The 23,548-nt window shown below is 58.1% G+C and carries 15 protein-coding genes; 4 read left to right on the top strand and 11 right to left on the bottom strand.

What is annotated here, in order from left to right:
- Positions 1-14: 14 nt before the first annotated feature.
- The 6 genes from VK574_RS05175 to VK574_RS05150 form a co-directional block, all read right to left on the bottom strand.
- The gene (locus VK574_RS05175) at positions 15-1,598 is read right to left on the bottom strand and encodes a ribulokinase (RefSeq protein ID WP_472798741.1); all 1,584 of its coding nucleotides are present in this window, start codon (positions 1,596-1,598) and stop codon (positions 15-17) included.
- A gap of 106 nt (positions 1,599-1,704) precedes the next feature.
- The gene (locus VK574_RS05170) at positions 1,705-2,511 is read right to left on the bottom strand and encodes a flagellar motor protein MotB (RefSeq protein ID WP_472798740.1); all 807 of its coding nucleotides are present in this window, start codon (positions 2,509-2,511) and stop codon (positions 1,705-1,707) included.
- Between the two features lie 12 nt (positions 2,512-2,523).
- Positions 2,524-3,408 carry a flagellar motor stator protein MotA gene (gene motA / locus VK574_RS05165; RefSeq protein WP_472798739.1) on the bottom strand — a complete coding sequence of 295 codons (885 nt, stop codon included), beginning with the start codon at positions 3,406-3,408 and terminating at the stop codon, positions 2,524-2,526.
- Entirely contained in the window at positions 3,393-4,283 is an 891-nt protein-coding gene (locus tag VK574_RS05160) for a GGDEF domain-containing protein (protein ID WP_472798738.1), read from the bottom strand. The genes motA and VK574_RS05160 overlap by 16 nt, the downstream gene beginning before the upstream one ends.
- Positions 4,284-4,569: 286 nt before the next feature.
- Positions 4,570-6,069 carry an ATP-binding protein gene (locus VK574_RS05155; protein ID WP_472798737.1) on the bottom strand — a complete coding sequence of 500 codons (1,500 nt, stop codon included), beginning with the start codon at positions 6,067-6,069 and terminating at the stop codon, positions 4,570-4,572.
- A 20-nt stretch (positions 6,070-6,089) separates the two neighbouring features.
- Positions 6,090-7,742: an FAD-dependent oxidoreductase gene (locus VK574_RS05150; RefSeq protein WP_472798736.1), complete on the bottom strand. Its 1,653-nt coding sequence runs from the start codon at positions 7,740-7,742 to the stop codon at positions 6,090-6,092.
- A gap of 450 nt (positions 7,743-8,192) precedes the next feature.
- Here VK574_RS05150 and VK574_RS05145 point away from each other — a divergent pair, with 450 nt between their 5' ends.
- The gene (locus VK574_RS05145; RefSeq protein WP_472798735.1) at positions 8,193-8,897 is read left to right on the top strand and encodes a response regulator transcription factor; all 705 of its coding nucleotides are present in this window, start codon (positions 8,193-8,195) and stop codon (positions 8,895-8,897) included.
- A 355-nt stretch (positions 8,898-9,252) separates the two neighbouring features.
- Here VK574_RS05145 and pruA read toward each other — a convergent pair whose 3' ends face one another.
- Positions 9,253-10,845 (bottom strand): L-glutamate gamma-semialdehyde dehydrogenase, encoded by a 1,593-nt coding sequence (pruA, locus tag VK574_RS05140; protein ID WP_472798734.1) that lies wholly within the window; start codon positions 10,843-10,845, stop codon positions 9,253-9,255.
- A gap of 403 nt (positions 10,846-11,248) precedes the next feature.
- Between pruA and VK574_RS05135 the strand changes: the two genes are divergently transcribed.
- Positions 11,249-13,348: a DUF3300 domain-containing protein gene (locus VK574_RS05135; protein ID WP_472798733.1), complete on the top strand. Its 2,100-nt coding sequence runs from the start codon at positions 11,249-11,251 to the stop codon at positions 13,346-13,348.
- A gap of 84 nt (positions 13,349-13,432) precedes the next feature.
- On the opposite strand, the gene VK574_RS05130 is transcribed toward VK574_RS05135, so the two are convergent.
- Positions 13,433-16,624: a WD40/YVTN/BNR-like repeat-containing protein gene (locus VK574_RS05130; protein ID WP_472798732.1), complete on the bottom strand. Its 3,192-nt coding sequence runs from the start codon at positions 16,622-16,624 to the stop codon at positions 13,433-13,435.
- 432 nt (positions 16,625-17,056) lie between these two features.
- A complete protein-coding gene (locus VK574_RS05125) occupies positions 17,057-18,148 on the bottom strand; it encodes a PilZ domain-containing protein (RefSeq protein WP_472798731.1) in 1,092 nt (363 codons plus the stop codon).
- Between the two features lie 796 nt (positions 18,149-18,944).
- On the opposite strand from VK574_RS05125, the gene VK574_RS05120 reads away from it, so the two are divergent.
- The gene (locus VK574_RS05120; protein WP_472798730.1) at positions 18,945-19,928 is read left to right on the top strand and encodes an IS1595 family transposase; all 984 of its coding nucleotides are present in this window, start codon (positions 18,945-18,947) and stop codon (positions 19,926-19,928) included.
- 180 nt (positions 19,929-20,108) lie between these two features.
- On the opposite strand, the gene VK574_RS05115 is transcribed toward VK574_RS05120, so the two are convergent.
- Both VK574_RS05115 and VK574_RS05110 read right to left on the bottom strand, forming a co-directional pair.
- The gene (locus VK574_RS05115) at positions 20,109-21,914 is read right to left on the bottom strand and encodes an AIPR family protein (protein ID WP_472798729.1); all 1,806 of its coding nucleotides are present in this window, start codon (positions 21,912-21,914) and stop codon (positions 20,109-20,111) included.
- Between the two features lie 237 nt (positions 21,915-22,151).
- Positions 22,152-22,979 carry an isocitrate lyase/PEP mutase family protein gene (locus VK574_RS05110; RefSeq protein WP_472798728.1) on the bottom strand — a complete coding sequence of 276 codons (828 nt, stop codon included), beginning with the start codon at positions 22,977-22,979 and terminating at the stop codon, positions 22,152-22,154.
- A gap of 193 nt (positions 22,980-23,172) precedes the next feature.
- Here VK574_RS05110 and VK574_RS05105 point away from each other — a divergent pair, with 193 nt between their 5' ends.
- A complete protein-coding gene (locus tag VK574_RS05105; protein ID WP_472798727.1) occupies positions 23,173-23,535 on the top strand; it encodes a hypothetical protein in 363 nt (120 codons plus the stop codon).
- Positions 23,536-23,548 lie beyond the last annotated feature (13 nt).

Raw genomic sequence — 23,548 nt, 5'->3', positions numbered from 1 at the left:
TCCACAGTAATCTGTTAGGCCCACCGCCGTGCTTCCGCCGCAATCTCGCGCAATTCCGGCAGCACGCGCCCCAGCGGCACCGCCGCCGCATGCCGCTCTCCAAGCGCAAAATACAGGTCTCTGTAAAGCGCGTAGAGCCGCTCGTAGACACCCACAGAGCGCCGATCCGGCTCAACCGTTCGCAGCGGCAGACACACCGCTGCCTGCGCCTCGTCAATCGTCCTGTAGATGCCCGCGGCCAGCAGCGCCATAATCCCCGACCCGAGGCTCGTCGGAATTCCTGCCGGCACCAGCACCGGCTTGTTCAACACATTCGCATATATCTGGTTCAGCACTTCGTTCTTCTGCGGAATCCCGCCGGCATTGATCACGCGCTCCACGCGTACCCCGTGCTCCGCCATGCGCTCGAGGATGATCCGCGTATGAAACGCCGTTCCCTCAATCGCTGCGAACAGCTCATCCTGCGCAGTGCTCACCATATTCCAGCCCAGCGTCACACCGCCAAGTTCCGGGTTCACCAGCACCGTTCGATCGCCATTGTCCCAGCTCAGTCGCAGCAGCCCCGTCTGTCCGGCGCTAAACGACTCCAGTCCCTTTGACAGTTCGAACACGCGCGTCCCCGCCCGCTGTGCGATTGCTTCAAAAATGTCACCCGTCGCCGACAGGCCGGCCTCGATTCCCGTATACGCAGGATGCACACTTCCCGGAACAACTCCGCACACGCCCGGAACCAGGTGCGTCTCGTGCGCCATCGCAATAATGCACGTCGAGGTGCCCACCACATTCACCACGTCGCCTTCGCGGATGTGCGAGCCGATCGCATCCCAATGCGCATCAAAGGCGCCCACCGGAATCGGAATCCCCACGCGCAGTCCAAGCTTCTCTGCCCATTCCGCCGAAAGATGTCCGGCAACCTTGTCGCTGGTCAGATACTCCCCGCCCATCTTCGCGCGCACACCGGCCAGCAGCGGATCCACCGACACTAGAAAACCCTCCGGCGGCAAACCACCCCACTTTGGATTCCACATCCACTTGTGGCCCATCGCGCACACGCTGCGTTTTAGCCCGCGCATGCTCTTCACGCCGCATAGCGTGGCGGCCACCATATCACAATGTTCCAGCGCCGTCACAAATGACTCCCGCTTGCCCGGATTGTGCCGAAGCCAGTGAAGCAGCTTCGCAAATCCCCACTCGTGCGAATACACGCCGCCGCACCACTCGATCGCTTCGAGCCCCGTCGCGTGCGCCTTCATCGTGATCTCTTCTGCCTCGGCGTGCGCGCGATGATCGCACCACAGGTAGTACTCATCCAGCGGCTCAAACCCCTCGCCTACGGGAATCACGCTCGATCCCGTCGTATCCAACGCAAGAGCCTCTACAGAGCCACCGCTGATTCCGGTGGCGGCCAGCACGTCCTTCATCGCAACCGCCAGCGCGGTCATCTGGTCGGCATGCGATTGCGTCGCAAAATCCGGATCTTCGCGCCGCCGATGCAGCGGATAGGAAGCCGACGCGGTTCCCACCGGCCCCATCTGGCTGTCCACCAACGTCACACGCACACTCAACGTGCCGAAATCCACACCGGCTACAACGGCCATTCCCAGCTCCCGCGGTAAACGATTTCCAACTTCGGCACCAGACTACACCACCGCAGCAAGCTGGCGAAGCAGTCCGATGCAAAGCTGTCATCTCGCCGCGAGAGGACTATTTCTTCGCTGTGTGCTCCTCCCTCGCGCCTTGCGGCGATACACTCACCGGGGCCGCGCCCTTCAATCCCTGAGGCGTCCCTTCCTGGTTCTTCACCAGGATCGAAATGCGGCGGTTCGACGGATCGAACGGATTTGCCTTCACGCGCAATAGCTGATCCGCATAGCCCCGCACCTGTGTAACCTGATCACTGCGCACACCATCCTGCTGCAGCAACCGGCGCGCCGCATTCGCCCGGTCCGCCGACAACTCCCAGTTGCTGTAGCTCGTGTCATCGGAGTACTGCGCCGCATCGGTGTGTCCCTCGATCAGCAGCGAATTCGGCAGCGTCTTCAGCTCCGCCGCCAGCAACTCCAGCAGCTCCTGCCCGCTATCGCTCAGCCGCGCACTGCCACTCTGGTAGAACGTCCCGTTCTTGTCCTCGAGTAACTCGATGCGCAATCCCTCCGGCGTGATGGTGATCTCAATCTGCTTTGAAAGTTTCTGCAGGTCTGCCTTCGCCTTGATCTCCTGCTCCAGCTTCTCCTTCAGCTTCTGCATGTCATCCGCGCCGGCCACCTTCACCGTCTCGCCGGTGCCCGTCACGGTGGTGCCCATCAACGTCGCGGTACCTTTGGGGTCGTTGAAATATCCGGCCACCGCCTTCTTCACCTTGTCGCTTGAATTCATCAGCCATAGCACGATAAACAGCGACATCATCGCCGTCACAAAATCCGCGTACGCCACCTTCCACGCGCCGCCATGATGCCCGCCATGTCCATTCGCGCGCTTGATGACGATAATCGGTTGCGTCTTTGCCGCCACGTCCGGGCCTCCCTAAGCAGCTTTGGCCGGCGGCGCTGCGGCACCGCCCTGGCTCTTGCAGAACTTCTCCATCTCGTCAAACGTGGGCCGCACCCGCGCTGGAATCGCGCGCCTTCCCAGTTCAATCGCAATCATGGGAGCCGACCCCTTCAGAAACGCCAGCAGCAGTACCCGCAGTACGTGCAGATAATCGTTGTGCTCGTCCGCTGTCTTGGCCATGTTTGCGCTCAGCGGACCCGCTACGCCGTAGCACAGAAGAATGCCGAGAAACGTACCCACGAGCGCGGCTGCAACCTTTTCGCCAATCTCTTCCGGAGGTCCTCCCAGAGAGCCCATCGTGATCACGACGCCTAGCACCGCAGCCACAATTCCCAGCCCCGGCAGCGCATCCGCCATCGTCGTCAAGGCCGCAACCGGCTGCGTGGCTTCGTGGTGATGCACCTCCATGTCCAGTTCCATCATCTGGTCCATGTCGAAAGGATCAACGCCGCCGGTAATCGCCATACGCAGCGTGTCGCATACAAAGTTCCGCACATGATGGTCGGCGAGAAAATCCGGAAAAGCCTTGAAGACCGCGCTCTCCTTTGGCTTTTCAACATCGTTCTCCACGCTCAGCAGACCCTCCTTGCGCACCTTGTTCAGAAACATGTACATCATCTTCAGAAGATTCAGATAGCGCGCCTTGCCGAACTTCGATCCGCCCAGAACTCCTTTCAACCCCGCCAGGATTCCCTTCAGAATGTGCAGCGGATTGGCCACCAGCAACGTTCCGATCGAGGCACCGGCAATGATCAGCAATTCGGCCGGTTGCACCAGCACGGCCATGTGTCCCTTCTCCATCAGGAACCCGCCGATGACCGCGCCAAAGACCACAACGATGCCTATGATGGCAAACATGCTCTTCTCCCCTGCGCCGCAGTAATGTGATTGCCTCCTGCACGCACGCTCTCAAGCATTGCTGCCTGCGCTCGTTCGAGCAGCCCGGCCAGCGGTTCGCCGCGTTCAGCCTGGGCCGCGCCGATGCTCACGGTCAGAGAGACCCGGTCGCCCCACCATCGGAAATCCGTCGTGCGCGCCAGCCCCGCCAGATTCTGCGCGTGCCCCGCAAGCATGGGTCCGCTCCGTTCGTGCGACAACACAAGGAACTCATCGTCGCCCCAGCGGCCGATCTCTTCCGCAGGCTTCAGTCCATTTGCCAGCGTACGCTCCATCTTTTCCAGCATCGCCTCGCAAGCCCGCGTACCGTGCGTTCGCCGCAATCCGCGCGCCTGGTCAACCGTCACCCACAGCACACCCAGAGGGATATCGCTCCGCAGAAAATCCTCGTGCATAATCGCCAGGCGGTCTTCCACTTCCGTCTGGCTCTCGCCGACACTTGAATCCTCGCCCCGTTCCCCGTACGGCAGGGCGTCCATGCTCTCTGCTGGATGAAACACTACCCCTGCCCCGATTCGCGCGCCCATGCCGTCGCGCAATTCGAGCACACGCGCCACCACCGGAACCTCGTGCCCGACCTTGTGCCGCAACTGCACCAGCGCTCCGCGCCCCGGCGCCTTCTCCGCACCCATCTGCCTGATCCAGTCTTGCGCGCCTCCCACCACAATCAGGTCCAGACACTCGCGCACGCACCGTCCCACAATCTCTGCGCATGTGAAGCCGGATATTGTCTCGGCGGGGCGGTTCCACAACGCAACACGGCCATCCTGATCCGCCAGGGCAACGCCCTCCGTCAGACTGTCCAGCGCAGATTCCAGCAACTCCGTGCGGTCCACGGTTCAAGGTCCTTCCATCCCGTTCATCGGCGAAAAACTCTGCGTCTTGATTCAGCTCTGGCTGCGAAACCACCGAGCGCGCAGGCAAACATCATCTTGAGTGGCTCCTGAGTGCAGAGAAGGGGCAGTCGAAGGATCTGCCGTGAAAAGGCAGACATCTGCACGAACGAGGATGCCCCTTCCAAGCTCCGCTTGGGTGGGCAAGCACCAGCAGCGATAGATCACCGTCCCCTAGGGACGGTGATCTATCATCCATCGAATCAAAATTGAAAAAAAGAGAAGGGAACTACCTTGCCGTCGCCCCGGCACCGTTGTTCGCAGCACTCGCGCCACTCAACGGCAACCGCACCACAAACCGCGTATCGCCGGGCTGCGATTCCACATCGATCCTTCCGCCGAATTTCTGGGTCACGATTCTGTGAACAATCTCGAGGCCTAGCCCCGTCCCAGAGCCCTGCGGCTTGGTCGTAAAAAATGCCTCGAAAATCCGAGGCAGCACATCCGTTGGAATTCCAGGCCCATGATCCGTAATGCTCACCACCAGCCACCCCGGATCCACCCCATTGCCATTCGCCGGCTCCGTCCACGTCGCAATCTCGATCTGGTTCTGCATCGGCGAAGCATCCGCGGCATTGTCGATCAGGTTCGTCCATACCTGGCTCAACGCCGAACCGCGCGTCTGGATCACCGATGGGGACGCTTCAAACTTCTTCTTCACCGCGATCTGCTTGATGCGTAGCTTGTGCCCCAGCATCGTAATCGTGCTCTGCAGGCTGTCGTGCACATCCAGTTCTTTCACCGGCGATCGATCGTCATAGGCAAACTTCTTTACCGCCATCGCCAGTTCCGAAACCCGCGAAATGCTCTCCTCGATGGCGCACACCAGCGAGACACTCGATACCAGCGCCTCCAGCCAATTCAGCGCATCCGAGAAGCTGTTTGCGTCGAAGTACTCGCGCGCGCACTTCAACTCTTCCTGCTCGAATCCAATCTCCACCAGCGAGGGCGCAATCGTGAATGCGTTTTCAACCCCCGCATCCTGCAGCCACTCCGCCAGCGCCTCTTCCGCATCCGCCTGTTCCAATGAACTCAATGCCGGCGCGTGGCAGCTCTTCATCGCATGCTTCAGCAGGTTGTGCATGCACTGCATTTGGTCCGGCGTCTTTGGCTTGCTTGCCGAGCGCAGACTCAGGTCCTGCAGCTTCATCAGGTTCTCGCGCAGTTGCGATGCAGCGCGCTTCGCCGCCGATCCGGGATTATGCAACTCATGCATCAGCCCCGCCGCCAGCGTTCCCAGCGACACCAGCTTCTCCCTATGCAACGCCTCCGCCTGGTACGCAGAAAGCCGTGTCGACATGTCGGCCAGCACCACCTGCCGCACGCCGGGGCAGCAAGCCATCAATGACCAGAACTGCTCTCCTGTGAATCGCACCAGCTGCGAATCCTGAACCGCAGTCACCAGAAATGCCGAGTGCGTCTTACCCATCAAAAACGGCGTCTCACCGAAAGCCTCTCCGGCCTGTGCCGTTCCCACGTTGGTGTACGAACCATCTGCTTCGATACGATCGGCGCGGCACTCGCCTTCCAGTAGCAGCCAGTAGTACAGTTCCGGTTTGCCTGGGTCCGTCAGCGTCGCCCCCGCCTTCGCCCTCACGCGATCCACGGTGCCGATGTTCTCCAGCGCTTCCGCCGGTACGTCCGCAAAAGGCCGCGTATGCCCCAGCATCTCCGCTAGTTCCTTGAGAGGAACCCGCTCAATGCTAATCATCTGTATGCCCGCACTCATTTTCCCGTTTCTGTCCCCATTTAGAACCCCGCCAGATACTGGTGGGCAAACTGCACCGCGATCGATCCCTCTCCCACCGCCGACGCCACGCGCTTCACCGACCCGTGCCGCACATCCCCTGCGACAAATACTCCCGGAACACTGGTCTCCAGCAGGAAAGGCTCGCGCTGCTCCTGCCAGCCATTCCGCGCCTTCCCGTCCTGCCGCAAATCCGGCCCCGCAAGTACAAACCCCTTTTCGTCACGCAAGATGCTCTCCGGAAGCCATCCCACTCCCGGCTGCGCGCCAATAAACACAAATAACGAAGAGGCTTGTACGCAATATTCGCCTTTCGGACCTAGCAAACGCAAGGCCTCCAGCCTTTCTTCGCCTTCCGCGGCCATTACCTGTGTTTGCGTTTCCACCACAATATTGGATGTGCGCTCAATCTCATCGATTAAGTATTTCGACATGGTCGCCGAAAGGCCCTTCCCGCGCACCAGCATCGTGACCTTGCGGGCATATTTGGCAAAGAACAATGCCGCCTGCCCCGCCGAATTCGCGCCCCCCACGACAAATACTTCTTCGTCTTTACACGAAGCCGCCTCCACCAGCGCCGCACCATAATAGATACCGCGTCCTGTCAGCCGGTCGGAGCCCGGAATCGCCAGCTTCCGCCACTGCACACCAGGGGCGAGCAGGACAACGTGCGATGAAACCTCGCGCCCGTCTCCCAACCGCACAAACCGGTATTGTCCGTCGATGCGCAGCCCCACCGCGCGTTGCGTCACAAACTCCGCTCCAAACCGCGAGGCCTGCGTATGCGCCCGCCGCCCCAGGTCCGATCCAGTGATGCCGGCGGGAAACCCAAGGTAGTTCTCGATCTTCGAGCTCGAACCCGCCTGTCCGCCCGGCGCCTCCGGTTCTATCACCAGCGTCTTCAATCCTTCGCTCGCCCCATACACTGCCGCGGCAAGCCCTGCAGGTCCAGCGCCCACCACCAACATGTCATAGAACTCCTGCGTCGCCTGGGTGCTCAGCCCCACTTTGCCAGCCAGGGCATCCGGAGTGGCCTCCGGCAGCACGCTTCCATCCGCAAACAGGACCACCGGAAGCTGTTCGGGAGTGAGGTGCCGCTCTTCGATCAGCTTTCGCGCGTCTTCGCTGGATGCTGCATCCAGCCAGCGATAGGGCACATGGTTCCGCGACAGAAAGTCCCGGACGTTGTAGTCATTGAGTGCCCAGCGGTTGCCAATCACCCGCAGCCCTTCAAACGGAGGACGGTATCCCGCCTTCCAGTCGTCCAACAGATCCGTCAAGACCGGGTAGAGCTTTTCCTCGGGTGGATCCCACGGTTTCGTCAGGTAGTAGTGAATCCGCGCCGTATTGATCGCCCGGATCGCAGCTTCCGTGTCCGCATAAGCCGTCAGCAACACCCGCTTCGCATGCGGATAGAGCTCCTTTGCCCGTTCCAGGAACTCCACCCCCGTCATCCCCGGCATGCGCTGGTCGCTCAACAGTAGCGAAACCGGCTCCTGGCGTGTCTTCAGGATCTGCAGAGTATCCAGGGCAGCCTGTCCGCTGGCCGCACGCATCACCCGGTATTCCGCACCATATTGACGGCGCAAGTCCTGCACGACCGCTTCCAGAACGCTTACATCGTCATCTACCGCCAGTAAATTCGGCCTCGCCATAACCCTTCCAGTTTACGATCTTTTCGCAGGGCTGCAACCGCTTCCATTCCAATCAAATCCACCGTTTTTGCTGGCCGCCACAAATAGCCAATCCGTGGTTCTATACCACTACGGTAACCCTCTCTTGTGCCAAATCGGTAAACAGGATGTTCCGGAAAGCTCAAAGGATTCTCAGTGACGGCTCGGTCATTTGGGCTGTAAGCTATTTTTCAGGGTATTACCTAGGTGCAGGTACCTCTGAGCAGTGAGGGTGACGAAAGGCATGTGTATGATTTCCACTACACCAATCAGAGGAATTCCGGTGAGCTCTTAGCTTTTTAGGCGGTTGCCGATAGTTGTCTTAGGCGGCTTTTACGCCACTGATGGAATAGCAGCATCCGGCCCGTGAGAGATGTGAAGCCGGTTTCGGCCAAATGTAACAGTTTTTTCACAGGCGAAGAGGCGCAAAACATGAACAAGGTCATTCTTGCAGATTCACAGGCTATTTTCCGTGCTGGGACCGCCAAGGTTCTGGCCATGGACGAGGACCTGCGCATCATTGCCCAATGTACCGACCTGGACCGGATGATGCATGCCATCACAACCTTCCCGGGTTCCATCGTGGTCTTCGCAGCATCATTGCGGCCCGACATGGCCCGCTTGAAAACGCTGCTTGAAGCCTCCAACAGCCGTGGCATCGTCATCGCCGAAAACACGGAGGCAGCCAGCAGCTACCTGCAGCAGGGCTTCCGTGGCGTCGTTTTCCGCAACGTTACCGGCCAGGCGCTTGTCGAGTGCGTCCGCCGCGTCGCTGCCGGAGACACCTGGGCTCCGCCGCAGCTCCAGATTCCTGACTCGCCCGAAGAGGATATGGTTGGCACTCGCGTGCGCGACCGCCTCACGCCGAAAGAGATGCGCATTGTCGCGCTCATCGTCCAGGGATGCAAGAACCGCGAAATCGCGTTGCGTCTCAAGACCACCGAGCAGGTCATCAAGAATTACCTCCGCTCCATCTACGACAAAACCGGCGTCAGCGATCGTCTCGAGCTAGCGCTCTTCACGATCCATCACCGCGTCCTCGCCCAGGCCGCCGCCGAAGTCGGCAGCAAGCTCGAAGCCGAGATGCAGCAGGCCCCGGCCATCTCCACCAACTCACCAGCACTGGCCCAGTCGTAGAGAACTCAATTTCGATCCAACTCCAAGGCCGCTCAGCGGCCTTCAAGTTTCTGATTGATTCGGGCTCGTTTCACAATTTGCATCAGGGTAAAGGTGTCATCCCGAGCGTAGTCGAGGGACCTGCAGTTCCTTTTCACCGCTTGTCGATCAGCTGCCACAACCGCATACCCCCATCCGAGTGCCATCCTGAACGGAGCGGCTTGGAATTCCGCGAACGAGCAGCGTTCGTGGGTAAGCGAAGTGAAGGACCTGCTTTTGTCTTCGAACGTAGTCTGTCTCTGCGAACTCGTGCACCAACAAAAATCCCTCAGGCTCAAATTTCCTGAGGGACTCTCTTCAACCAAACAAACTATCGTTACAGCTTCTCCGCCACGCTCTTCGCCTGCGTAAACAGCAGCAGATAATCCGGACCGCCCGCCTTCGAATCCGTTCCGCTCATATTGAATCCGCCAAACGGATGCGCACCCACCATCGCGCCCGTGCACTTGCGATTCAAATACAAATTGCCTACGTGATATTCGCGCCGCGCTGTCTCCAGTGCTTCGCGTGATCCGGAATAGATCGCGCCCGTCAGGCCATATTCGGTGTTGTTCGCGACTTTCAATCCTTCATCGAAGTTCGCAACCTTGATCACCGCGAGTACCGGCCCGAAGATCTCTTCCTGCGAAATCACCGCGTCCGGAGCGATATCCGCAATCACTGTGGGCTCGATGAAGAACCCGCCCTCAACGTTCTCGACGGCCTTGCCGCCGGAAACGAGACGGCCCTCTTTCTTGCCTGTCTCAATGTAGCCAAGAATCGAATCCATCGCCGACTTGTTTACAACCGGCCCCATGTTGGGATTGGTCGCCGGATCGCCCACCGTCAGCTTCGCAACCTTCTCGCGCAACCGCTCCACAAAAATGTCGTAGACCGGCTCTTCAACGATCGCACGCGAACACGCGGAGCACTTTTGTCCGCTAAATCCGAACGCAGCAGCGACAACACCATCCACCGCCGCATCGAGATCTGCATCCGCGCAAACCAGAATCGAATCTTTTCCGCCCATCTCCAGAACCGTTCGCTTGATCCAGATCTGGCCCTTCTGGTGCTTCGCTGCGCGCTCGTGAATCTCCAGCCCCACGTCGCGCGAGCCCGTAAAGGCGATGAAGCGCGTCCTGGGGTGCTCCACAATTGCATTGCCGAAACTCGCGCCCGACCCGGGACAGAAATTCACCACGCCGCCCGGCATTCCCGCCTCTTCCAGCACTTCAACAAACTTCGCGGCAATGGTTGGCGAATCGCTCGACGGCTTCAGGATCACTGTGTTTCCTGTAACGATCGATGCCACCGTCATGCCCGCCATGATCGCAAACGGAAAATTCCATGGCGGAATCACGGCGCCCACGCCCAGGGGAATGTACATGAGTTGATTGAATTCGCCCGGCATCTGGATCGGGGTCTCCGCCTTCGACAGCCGCAGCGCCTCGCGCGCGTAGAACTCGAGGAAGTCGATGGTCTCGCCCACATCCGCGTCGGCTTCGGCCCAGTTCTTGCCCACTTCATAGGTGAGCCACGCGCAGAACTCAAAGTGCCGCTCGCGAATAATTTTCGCCGCATTCAGCAGCAGCGACGCACGTGTCTCTACTGAAGTCCGGCTCCAAATCTCGAATGCATCGAGCGCGGCTCGCATCGCCTTCTCAGCGTGTTCAGCACCGGCCTTCTGATGAACGCCCACCACCTGCGCCGGACGCGCCGGATTGTAGGACTTGATCTTGTCATCAGTCTTCAGGCGGTGTCCGCCAATAATCAAGTCGTATTCATGGCCCAGGCGGCCGGCCACCAGGTCCAGCGCAGCCTGCATCTTGCGGGCGTTGTCGGGGTTCTTGAAGTCGGTAAACGGCTCATTGCGGAACTCGCCCTGGGGCGAGCCCGGCTGAATTTCGGTCGGAAGTGTCACAGTTGCCATAGCGAGTAGATTGTATTCCCTTGAGCGGATTTTTCGTTCCACATGATTGGAGGCGAAAAGCCTGCTCAAAGTGACTTTTTCTTCACCTCGCTGGAGAACTGCGGTCTTCTCCCGGTCACACCGCCGCACCACACACCTTTGGAGAAACAAAGAAGTTATGCCCCGACTCTACCTTCGGGGATCAATGCTCTGCGTCCACTATCCTCTTTCCCTTGAGCCTCGCTTCGATTTCAACAATTCGGTTACATTCGCGAAACTAACCCATACTCTCAGGGTTGCTACTTAGGTACCCGTGCGGCGGTTCAATCCGAGTCGGAAACCAACAACAGGGGTACACGAGCATTCGGCGATGACAAATGCTGTCAAGTCAGAGCGGCGCTTCGCACGAATCCAGTGAGGGATAATGAAACCCCGATTCGATCTGTGTATTCTGCGCCCGCTCTCTCGTCGTACTCCGCTCTCGGGCTTACCTCCAAACGTTTCTATCAGTTCCATCACTCCGCCGGCGCCGCGATTCTTCGAGTTCCGCCGCTCAACCGCCAGATTGGCCCTCATCGGGCTTGGTTTGGCTGGTGTACGTGCAGTTGCGCAGCAGCCCTCCCTCATTCCCAATTGGCCCGCCGACGAGCCCGGCACCACGGCCAGCCAATACTCTCCCAATGCGCAATACGGCCAGCCACAGTACCAGCAGCCGCCTGCCTATGGCCAGCAGCAGCCGGGCTATCCCCAGCAGCAGAGCTACAACGATCCCACCCAGGGCTTTGCCCAGCCCTATCAGCCGGCACAGGCCCTCAGTCCCGACCGCCTCGAGCAGATGGTCGCCCCCGTCGCTCTTTACCCCGATAATCTCGTCTCCATGGTCCTCGCGGCCTCTACCTATCCGGCGCAGGTGGCCGCCGCCGACCAGTGGTTGCACATGCAGGGAGGCGCACCGCCTGAGCAGATCGCCGCCGGTGCCAACGCCCAGACCACGTGGGATCCCAGTATCAAGGCGCTTACCGCTTTTCCCCAGGTCATCGGCCAGATGGCGCAGAACCTCCAGTGGACCACTGACCTCGGAAACGCCTACTACAACCAGCCGCAGGACGTGATGCAGACCATCCAGGTGATGCGCGACCGCGCCCAGGCAGCCGGCAATCTCCAGAGCACTCCGCAGCAGGAAGTTATCCAGGATCAGGGCAACATCGAAATCGCACCGCCCACACCGCAGGTCGTCTACGTGCCCCAGTACAATCCATGGGAATCGTACGGCCAGCCGGTCGATCCTTATCCCGGCTTCAATGCGCTCGGCGCCATCGGCTCCTTCATCGGCAACGCACTTCTCCAGTTTGGTCCCGGCATCGCCATGAACGCCTTCTCTGCAACCCCCTTTGGTTGGCTCGGGTGGGGACTTGACTGGCTCTCTCACGCAATCTTCTTTGGCGGCGACCTCTGGAACACGCATAGTGGCTCGGTGCGCGACTGGGGCTTTGCCCACGGCGGGGGCCGCTATTGGGGCGCACACGGCGAACTGGCCGGCTACCGCGGTCGCGGTGGCTGGGGTGGCCGCGGTGGTTGGGAACACAATACCTTCCGCTCCGGCCTCGATCGCGGCAACTTCCCCCATGCAACCAGCCCTACGCCCCGCGCCTTCAACGGCGGCCAGCGCGCATACGGTAACCAGGGCAACTTCGGCAACCGCGGCGGTGAATACGGCCGCGGTTTCCAAGGCAACGGCAACACCTACGGCCGTGGCAACGGCTACCAGTCCTCCGGCAACACATTCGGTCAACGCTACGGTCAAAACGGAAGCACCTACGGTCGCAGCAACGGCTACGGCCAAAATGGAAGCGCCTACGGGCGCAACAACAGCTACGGCCAGTCTGGTAACGCTTACGGCGAAGGCAATCGCATTCCCCAGGCTACCGGACGGCCGCAGCAATACGGCAGCGCCAGGGAGTACGCGCAGGGAGGCTACGGCGGAGCCCGCCAGTCCAATGGATATGCATCCGGCGGCCGCGAGTCCTACGGCTCATCCGGCCTCTACAGCCATCCGCTCCAGAATTACGGCATGCGTCCCGGCTTCGGAGGCAGCAACACACAGGCCTATCGTTCGCCCAGCTACAGCGCTGGCTCCGGAAACCGCTCCTATGGCTATAACGGCGGATACGCAGGCAGTTCACGCGCCTACGGCGGTTCCAGCAACTTTGGAGGTTCCAACATCGCGCGCACCCCATCCGGCGGCGGTTTCCACCCCTTCGGTGGAGGCCACGGCTCCAGTGCCTACAGCTACGGCGGTAGCGGCGGAGGCTACAAAGCCCCCAAAGCGCCGAGCTATGGCGGTGGAGGCCACTCTTTCTTTGGCGGCGGAGGCGGCGGGTATAAGGCTCCCAAAGCACCCCACTTCAGCGGCGGCGGACACTTCGGTGGCGGCGGCAGCCACTTCGGCGGCGGAGGCCACTCCAGTGGAGGCCATTCCGGAGGCGGTCACTCCGGCGGCGGCCACAGCAGCAAGCACCACTAAACCGCCTCACTTCATCTCTCGCAGACACAGAATGGCCACCTCAAAAGGTGGCCATTCTGCTTTCGTCGCAATTCTCGAGAGAGATTATTCCTCGTCTCCCATCTCCAACTCATCCTCATGGCTGCGATTCAACTCCCGCGTATCCAGATCGATCAACGCCAGGTGTTGCTTCTTCAACTCCACGTTCAGCGCCTTCACGTCCGACGCCTTCACTTTTTTCCATTGCTCAATCAGCCCATCGAGCGGCTTTTCCGCGATCCCGGTCGCCTCGTTCTGCGCTGCTGTCGGAGCCGCATCCGCAGCTTCAATCGAGTGCTCCAGCCGCGCCAGTTGCGTGCGTACCGTCGCTAGCGTCGCCGGTCCCGCAGGCCCGCGTCCGAATCCGCGCCCGCCATGCTCAGGCCCCGCGATCGCATCGAGCTTCGAGTCAATCGTCGGGCCAGCCTGACCCACAGCCGGCTGACCTTTGCGCGCCTTCAGCTGTTCACGCAGCACGCTGATCTCATGCATCGCAGCGGTTGCCTTCATCAGGTCGTCGTACATCCGCTTCGCGACGGTGAATTGCTGTTCGAGATCCGCCATCGGCGTTTTTATCCGCGGATCCATCTCTATTTTCAGCAACTCGGTCTGCGTCTTGCTATTCGCGGTCAACTTCACCGTGTACTCACCGGGCATCACCCACGGTGCGGTAGAAACCTGCGGCGTATCGTGTGGTGTTGCCATCATGTCGTCGGGCCCCGTCGACAGCCCCGGCACCTGCGGATATTGCATGTCCCACAGGAACCGATGCTGTCCAGGCGCAGCCGACAGCGCGCGCGGCTTCCGCTCCCATACTGGCGGATCGGGATACCGCGGGTCCGTCGCCGGCACTGGATCATTCGAGTTGAATTTTGCAATCGTCTGTCCTTTGTCGTCCGCAATCTCTAGCGTCACCACTCCCGACGCACTCGCGCCGAGGTAGTAGTCAATCACCGCTCCATTGGGCGGATTTTTGGTTGACGGAAAATCCGCGGGCCACGGCGTCGGCGGATTCATATCGTTTCGAATGCGCATCGCTGTCCGCGGCGCGTACAAATGCGCATCTTCGCTCGCTGTTGCCGCTGCAATCTGTCGCAGAGGCGTCACGTCATCGAGAATCACGTAGCCGCGCCCATGCGTAGCGGCGATCAGGTCATCGCCTTTCATTTCAAGATCGCGCACCGAACTCGCCGGCATATTCAGCCGCAATGACTGCCAGTGATCGCCATCGTCGAACGACACATACACCTGCGTCTCCGATCCCGCATACAGCAATCCCTTGCGCTTCGGATCTTCGCGAATTGCACTCGTCGCCGCTCCCTCCGGAATGCCGTTCACAATCTCCGTCCAGTTCTTGCCGCCATCGTGCGTGCGGAACAAATGCGGCCGCATATCGTCCAGCCGCATCGTATTCACCGCCGCATACGCCGTCTGCGCGTCGAAGTGTCCGGCATCCATGTTGAACACCTTCCAGAACGGTTTCATTGCCGGCGGCGTCACATTCGTCCAGTGCGCGCCCGCATCTCCGGTCGTCCAGATCAGCCCATCATCGGTTCCCGCCCATAGCCGATTGCCATCCAACGGCGACAACCCCAGCGCATAAATCACACCCCGCCGAGTCACCTTCGCCGCCGGCGCGTCCTTGTAGTTGTCCAACACCGCTGGAAGTTCCCATGTCTCGCGCGACAAATCCGGACTCACTTCCTTCCAGTTCTTCCCGCCGTCCTCCGTCAACCACAGCGTGTTGGTCGCAAAGTACAGCTTGTGTGGATCGACGGGCGAAAACATCAGCGGCTCCGTCCGCAGCGCGCGATAACTCCGCAGCGGCTTCGGCTCAACATCCTGGATCTGCCCCGTCCTTCTGTCGTACCGCGACACTTTGCCGCCATACACAATATCCGGATCCAGCGGATCGGGCGCGGCATATCCGTACTCCTCGATTCCCACCGGATGCCAGTCGTGAAACGTGATGCGCCCGTCATTGCTCCTGGTGGGCACGCACGCCGATCCCGAATCCTGCTGCCCGCCGCACACGCGATAGGGAAACGCATTGTCTGTCGTCGCGTGATACATCTGCGCAGTCCCCTGGTTGTACCACTCGGCCCAGCTCTCGCCGCCGTTCTGCGAAATCACCACGCCCTGGTCGCTCGCGAGCGCAACGATTTTTGTGTTGTTCGGATTCACCCAGACGTTTTGATAATCGTCTCCGCCTGGCGACCCACGGAATGCCTTCCACGTCTTGCCCGCATCGGTCGACTTCCAACTCACGATGCTTGCCACGTACACCGTGTCGGGATCTTTGGGATCGACCAACGGCACCGGCACATCCCCGCCGCCAATGCGCTCCTCCGGGCGTGTGTCGTCTTCCGGCGCATGCACCCAGTGATCGCCGCCATCGTCTGAACGAAAGAGCCCAACCGCACCCTTCACTGGCCCGATCTCCGCATAAATTTTCTTCGGATTGCTCGGCGAAATCGTCATCTGCAGTTGCAGAATTTCATCTGGCAGTCCGTTGCCGGTCAGCTTCTTCCACGTGTCGCCGCCATCGGTGGAGCGATAGAGCCCGCCTTCTCCGCCGCCAAATGAGCCGTTTTCCCACGGAGCTTCCTGGCGCTGCCACATCCCCGCAAACACAATCTGCGGATTCGTGGGATCGATCTGCACCTCCGACGCGCCTGTCTTGTTGCTCACAAACAGAACGCGCTTGAACGTCTTGCCGCCGTCATCGGTCCGATAGAGGCCGCGCTCTTCATTCGGTCCAAACGGATGCCCTTCGACCGCGACAAACACGCGATTCGCATCCCTGGGATCAATCGCGACCTGCCCGATCTGCTGTCCGTCGCGCAGCCCTTCGAGATGCGTCCACGTCTTGCCGGCATCGGTTGATTTGTACACGCCGTCGCCCGTCGAAAGATCCGGCCGCTGCAATCCCTCGCCGCTGCCCGCGTAGATCGTGTTGGGGTCGCTTAGTGAGACCGCGATCGAACCGATCGATCCGCTCGACTCCTTGTCCCACACGCTGTGCCACGTCGCGCCTGCATCCGTGGTCTTCCACACGCCGCCATTCACCGCGCCCAGGTAGAACGTTGCCGGCTCGCTCGGCACTCCCGCCAGTGCACGCGTTCGGCCCGCTCGCATCGGCCCGATCTCCCGCCATTTCATGTCTGAGAAAAGCTTCTCGTCCACCTGCGCCTCAACACAGGCGCCAATCAAGACCATCGATGCGGCAACCAACAACACACGGCTCAAAAATTTCATGCTTCTCCTTAGCGTCAAGACCGTTAGCAGAGTAGGGAACCGAAGCGCCAGGCGAGCTTGGAAAGGGGAAGGTGCGGCGCAGAGTCCTCCGCTAGATGTTATCGAATGGAATTGACCCCGTTCGTTTTTTTCGCATCGTCACGTTGTGACGCTATTACGCACTCTGGATGAACGGACGAAGCTGGGTGCTCCATGTCCCGATTTTGGGAAATGGGAAGCCACCAATCCAAGGTGCCAGGTCTTCTTGAACTTCTCTCTTTGCGCATGAGTGCGTGGAAATGCCACCGCTCCTCGTCCCGGAGAGACGAAGTGAGAATGGCCCATGGCAGCCCGGAGCGAAGGCGAAGGGGCAGCCCTGGGAAACCGGTCATTGAAAATAATGCGGCCCCGGAGGGGCGGCGCGGTCGCTATATCGAATTCGCAATGTCCGGGCTAGAAATAAAAATCTCGCAAGGATCCACTCTGCCCATTGCAGAGCGCGAACAATTGCAAACCGAGACTCGTTGGCGTGATGTAGGTTTCGTTACTCGTCCTCAGAGCTGAGGCAGTGGCGCCTCTTCTCTCGATTAGTTGCAATCCACACAGAGCTTCGAGGTCGCGCTCGATCTGCGTGCCTCGCGATCCTACAGTGGCAACCAGTTCCTCGAGATTGCATGCCAACGGTTTCGCGCAGACTTCCCCTGAATCCGAAAGGACCTTGGTTGCTCGCGTACATACAACTGTGAAGATGCGGATAAGAATAGAAGTGAGCTGGCTGAACAATTCAACAAACTCCAGATTCGTCGTTTCTCTTCCATCCGGCGACATGGAGGTAACCAACAGGCCAGCCCAGAAACCATGCAGCCAATCCTCCTCCGTCCCGGATCCGACTTCAAGAATGCGCACTGCAACAAGCGGATTGACACGTGCTGTGTTACTCGGGAGGCCGTGCCCCAGCAGACTCTCTGCCTTCAATGCAATTGACACAGCGTTCAGAACCTTAGGACTGCTTGCCCTGGTGCGAACCCACTCTCCGATTTCTTCAGCTCCTTCGGAACAGATTCGACCTAAGAACGCGAAGGCTTCGACCATCCGCACGAGGCTTAGCATGTCCCCCGGCTTCGTCTGGTCGATCAACGACTCAAGCAGGGTCTCCCATCGGCGTGACTCCGGATCATCTTTCGACCAAAGGAACGTGAGTCCCACACCATCCGTTCCACACCGCACAACTTTCGCCTGCGTGGTGATCCGGCGCGCCCGGTCTAATTCCAGCGATCCGTCCCGTTGCAGGGTGAGCGCGAGAACTGTGTCGGACTGCCAGCGTTCCTGTGTCAAAAGATACAGGCCCGTCGAACTGATATCCCTGACCAGGTCCTGTGTCAGCTCCGAACCGTTCCATCGATATGCCGCAAACTGTTCCACAAGCCGCCGCTCTGCTCTGTCCGACTCCGGCGCCAGAAACTTCTCCAGCCACCCAAAGGATGCGGCGATCTTCTCGGAATCGGGCTTTAGAACCTTCTCAAGCCAGCTAACGGGTCCGGCCATTCATCCTCCACTTCAGTTTTTGGCATGGAAATTCAATGTGATTTTATCCATTTCGCAACGGGCTCGAAATACTCGATCATGCAGGCTGAACTCCGAAGTACCGCGAGCTGTCCGTCCCGAAGACCGGTCTCCTCAATACTTTGGATTGTTAGGGAGCGTTGTTGCAGATCATCGGGACTCAGGCATCGTGAGCACTCTGGTCACGCAAGCCGGAATTAGTTCATCATCGAGATAAACCGCGGCAACTGATCCCGACGATTCGCAGAACCTATCCAAACTCGTCCGTGCCTCATGTCTGGCTTTTGACCACTGCGAATCCGCAAATCCCCATTTCTGTGTCAACCCCCTCCAATCCCGGATTCGCCACCAAAACCAACAAAACAAAAGAAATAGAAAATTCCGCCAATTTGCAGATAATTTCCACTCCGCGGCGCACAATCAAGTTGTCCCGGTTGGATCAGGGAGATCGATGCCCCTGCACGAAGTCGCCTTCACAGTCTCACAGTTCGAACGTCCACTAAGCCCTTAATCGGCGCCAAAATGTGTCAAAATCGACCAGAATACGCCCCCAGTTTTGACCTTATGTATTTTTCTATCAATCACATAACCCACGCAGCTCTTCGAATCGAAAACAAAGGTGTGCGAAACTGTGAACTGGGAAATCCCACGGCTTTAAGTCCTTTGCTGAGAATTATCTGCGGCTAAGTCGAATCGACAGAATAATTTGGCGGCAGGCAATCGCTGTAACGGCAAGAATATACTTGACTCATCAGGTAATCTCCTGTACTGTTTAGTCATGGACACGCCCAAGACACTCACCGAGGCAATTCGATTCTTCGAGAATCAAGATAACTGCATTAGTTTCTTGGTTGAGCAGCGCTGGCCGGACGGCAAGGTCAAGTGCCCTACTTGTGGCCGGGATGACGTTTCTCACGTTCCTGCGCGTCGGGTTTGGCAGTGCAAGACTCGCCATCCCAAGTCGCAGTTTTCTATCAAGATTGGCACGATCATGGAAGACTCTGCATTGCCTGTAGACAAGTGGCTGATCGTCATGTGGATGCTGGCGAACTGCAAGAACGGTGTCTCCAGTTATGAGATTCAAAAGGCTGTCGGCGTCACCCAAAAGTCGGCATGGCATATGCTTCATCGTTGCCGTTTGGCTCTGCGTGATGAGCGGACTCACAAGTTTGGTTTCGGTGGACCCGTTGAAGGCGACGAAGTTTACATTGGACCGAACCCGCAAAAGATGCACAAGGATCGCAAGGCTCGTATACAGGCCCGCGATGGACTCAAGGCTGGCTTTGTCGGCAAGACTGCCGTGCAAGGGATCCTTGACCGTCACTATCGTCAGGTTCGCGTGCAAGTGCTCCCGAACCTCAAGCGTGAGACGTTGCAAGGGATGATCCTCGACAATGTGACGCCGTTCGCCAAGGTCTACACAGATGAGCATGGCGGATACACCGGACTCGAAAAGCAATTCGTTCACGAGGTCATCAATCATTCGCACGAGTACGTTCGCGGGCAGGTTCATACGCAAGGGATTGAGAACTTCTGGTCCCTCTTGAAGCGGACGTTGCGCGGTACTTACGTTGCCGTGGAACCGTTTCATTTGCACGCTTACCTTGATGAGCAAGTATTTCGTTTTAACAACCGCGCTACTCGCGATAACCCGTTAACCGATGCTGACCGTTTCACGCTTGCGGTTATGCAAATCGTAGGGAAGAAACTTACCTATGCAGAGCTAACGGGGAAGGAGGCGAAAGAACCGGAAGCTAACTAAGCGCGAGGCTCAGCGTCAGAACCGAGGGAAGCGGAAGGTTTAGACTTTCGCTTTCTCCCCCTGCGATTGGGATTGGCTTCAGACTGTTTCTTATACTCCGCTTCGCGGCGAAGTATTTCTATTTTAGGCACTGAGATAATACGGGAAACCAGTGCTGAAAAGTTATCGAATTCATTTTCCCTACTTTGTCCCATCGGGGGATCCTCCGGCAGCACTTACTCCTTGCAGATAAGCGCACACATAATTGAAGAATGCGTTGCTCTTCAAAAGAACTGGCCAACTCTTGTTCGCTTTGTCCTTATTGTTCTTTGCGTAATTCAAAATGTGACTAAGTAAATGTTGGATAATTTGCTGTCCATTTACCTTGAGTTCTTCAGGAATCTTGATGGGATCCATCTTCTTAAAATCAACGAGGTCTTTATATAGAATCCCGCAGAGAAATAGTGAACATTGCGGCAACACCTGATGAATTATGTCCTTGTACCCATCAGTCAGAGACTTCCCTAAAACACCCTCGTAGGCTGCAATCGAGTCGTCCGAAGCCTGTAGTTTTCTGCGCATAGATGAGAATCTGCGCACAAAATCATCTACTACAGCCTTGATTTCCCAAGCGATAATGACTTTCTCTGCCGTCATGTCGGGTGAGAAAATTCGTTCGTAGTGACCGCCATCGGTCACTGACGCGAAGATCCGAGCTGGATTTTTCTTCGCCACCTCTGGCTGTCCGTAAAACGTTGCTGTATACGCTTGAGCACCTTCCTTGAGAGTGATAACTCTACCTTCAAGAGTTCGGCCTATGCGGGTTTCAATTGCCGCCTTTTCTTCGGGGGTTGAATTCTTTAGCTCCCCCTCTCTCCGCTCCAAGTACCACCCCAATGCAGCAAGCGCATAGTCCAATTGAACGACGCGCTGATCGTTAGACCGAAGGAATGAACTGCCCATGGGGTTTTGATTATTCTGATTCACAGCAACGTTGTTTGCGAAGTCCTTATCCCCGCTAGAAGTGATAACTCTCGCCGGAACGAACACATCGTTTTTTAAGGCTGCGTTAGACATTGCCCGATGTAAGGCTCGTATAGTCTGTCCACCATTCACAACTTGCGCCTTTTCCAATGTCAAAACTTGCAAAAAAGAATCAAAAGTCGCATTCGCACATAGGAAGGTAACCCCATTGTTGAAGTGTAGAAAGTTTGCGGAATCCGAGCCAATGCATGTTGCTTCAATAGCTTTATTCGTGGACGTTTCACCCTGCCCAACGCGAATGTTTCGCTGTAGAAGCCCTTCTCCATGCTGCTGATAAAGACCTGCTAAAACTTTCCCTTCGACGTGGAACAGGTAGCAGTCCGCAACACCTGACCGCACCGTGTACGGGGGACGCGGTGCATTGAGGCGAATTGGTTCTTTTACCGAAGGAAGATTCTGTTGATAAAACATCTCCTGAAGACTATGCAGGGGCTGCTCATCCCACTCTATGATGCTCGCAGAAGGACCAGCTAATTCGTTAATTAGCGAATCCAATTTCGTTTTGGAATCGATCTCTAATCCTCCTCCGCTGCTTATGAAATGGACCCGATATCCCTTGGCGACATTCTGATATATCTCCTCAACACGAGCCTTTAATTCGGCGTTGGCAATCTCTTGATGCTTTCGATTTAGGATCAACCTCAACCCGGAAATTGTCTTATCAACGTCTCCACCTGGGAATCCATTAGAAGGGCTTTCAGGGTTTTTGAACTGATAGAAGTGGACCAAATCTGCGTCATCAATCCAAATTGCATCAATCCCCAAATCTCCCGACCCGTCGCAAAAGATTCCGTCTATCTCTTCTTCGGTTAGATTATTTAGGCGCATGAAATACCAATAGATCAGCCAGTCCCCTCGCTTAGCGAGAGTATATTTTGTCGCTATTTCAGAACATTCTGCCTCTAACTGCTCTTTGAATAGAGCCAACAGAGGACTCGTATTTGGTACGGCGGACGTTCCCATTCTCGGATCCTTCAGGCGACGATTAAGTGGCCTACTTTGAGGTGCGCTAATCATACGCGACCCCCTTTTGAGAGGTCGCGTGCTCCCGCTCCAGCGGGCCGGATTGCCCGAGTGACCCGCACTGGCAGCATACCAGATTTGATGAGTCTGGTATATTTATGCCGCTGTAACCTGATGAAAAAGAAGTATTTCCAGATGCAGGTATACGAGGGTACCCCGGTCTCCCGCAGTTCTTCCTCAACCAAACATCGCCGTCAGATCCGAAATGTACAGCGTCTCGTCCGCAAATCCGAACGTGCCTTCGTCAACCACCTCGCGCGCCGCATGCAGAAACGCCGTCAGCGCTGCCCGGCTGAACCCCGACCCGATGCTGATGCGACGCACGCCTAACTCGGCGAGATCCTTCACCGTCAACCGGGGAGTTCCCTTCATCCCCATCAGCACATTCACCGGCTTCGTCACCGACGAGCACACCGTCCGAATGTCCTCCGGCAGCGTCAGCCCCGGCGCATATAGAACCGCGGCCCCGGCTTTCTCAAAGGCCTGCAGCCGCCGGATCGTGTCATCCAGATCAGGCCGCCCGTGCAGATAGTTCTCCGCCCGCGCCACCAGCATGAAAGGAAATGGCAATGCCTTCGCGGTCTCCGACGCCGCAGCAATCCGCTCCACCGCATGATCGAAGTCATAAATCGGATTCGCCGCATCACCCGTCGCGTCCTCAATCGAGCCGCCCACGAGTCCAACCTCCGCCGCCAGCCGGATCGTCTCTGCCGCATCTGCAGGCGCATGTCCATACCCGTTCTCAAGATCCGCGGCAACCGGCAAATTCGTCGCCTCTACAATGCTCTTCGCATTCGCGAGCGCCTCGGCCCGGCTCACCGCTGCCGTGCCGTCCTTGCGTCCCAGCGAAAACGCAAGCCCGGCGCTTGTTGTCGACAGCGCTTCGTACTTCAAACTGGTCAGGATGCGCGCTGATCCCGCGTCCCACGGGTTGCCAATCACGAATGTCTGCTTGCGTTCGTGCAGAGTCTGAAAGATGGCGGCCTTTTCAAATTGCGTTTTCATGAATCACCTCGATGCGAGAATTGAGTTGAGCATCCCCAGCGACGATGCCAGCGACGATCATAGTACGGCTGATCCAACGCCTGCCTGCACCTTTGTTCCTCCTGAAGATCATTTGTTTCGCGGCAATCGGGAACCCAGCCACTTGGATGAACGTCTATGTTGAAAGGGAGAACATATTGCGTTGCAGATTGGAATGGATTTGAGCACAAGTACGATCATGATCTCTCCGCGAACGCGGATGCGGGCCGCGTTCGCGCTGGCGATCGTTGCGGACCTTTTTCAGGTTGCCGTGTTTCCCATGTTCATCGAGGGCGCCGCTTCCCCCGCGGATGACCTCCTCGATCTCGGTATGGCGGGGGCGATGAGCTTCCTGCTCGGCTGGCATTGGGAATTTCTGCCATCATTTTTCGGCAAGCTCATTCCCGGGGTCGATTTCGTCCCCCTCTGGACGATGGCGGTTGCCAACGTGTATCGCAAGTCGAAGCGCTTCGAGGTCAAGCCCGAAGGACCTGTCATCGAGGGCGAACCCGTGGGCAAAAACGGTCAGAGAAACTGAATTGTGCACCGAA

The organism is Occallatibacter sp. (assembly GCF_035317045.1).
Taxonomy (GTDB): domain Bacteria; phylum Acidobacteriota; class Terriglobia; order Terriglobales; family Acidobacteriaceae; genus Telmatobacter.
The sequence above is the reverse complement of the archived record's forward strand: the minus strand, read 5'-3'. Positions and strand labels throughout refer to the sequence as shown.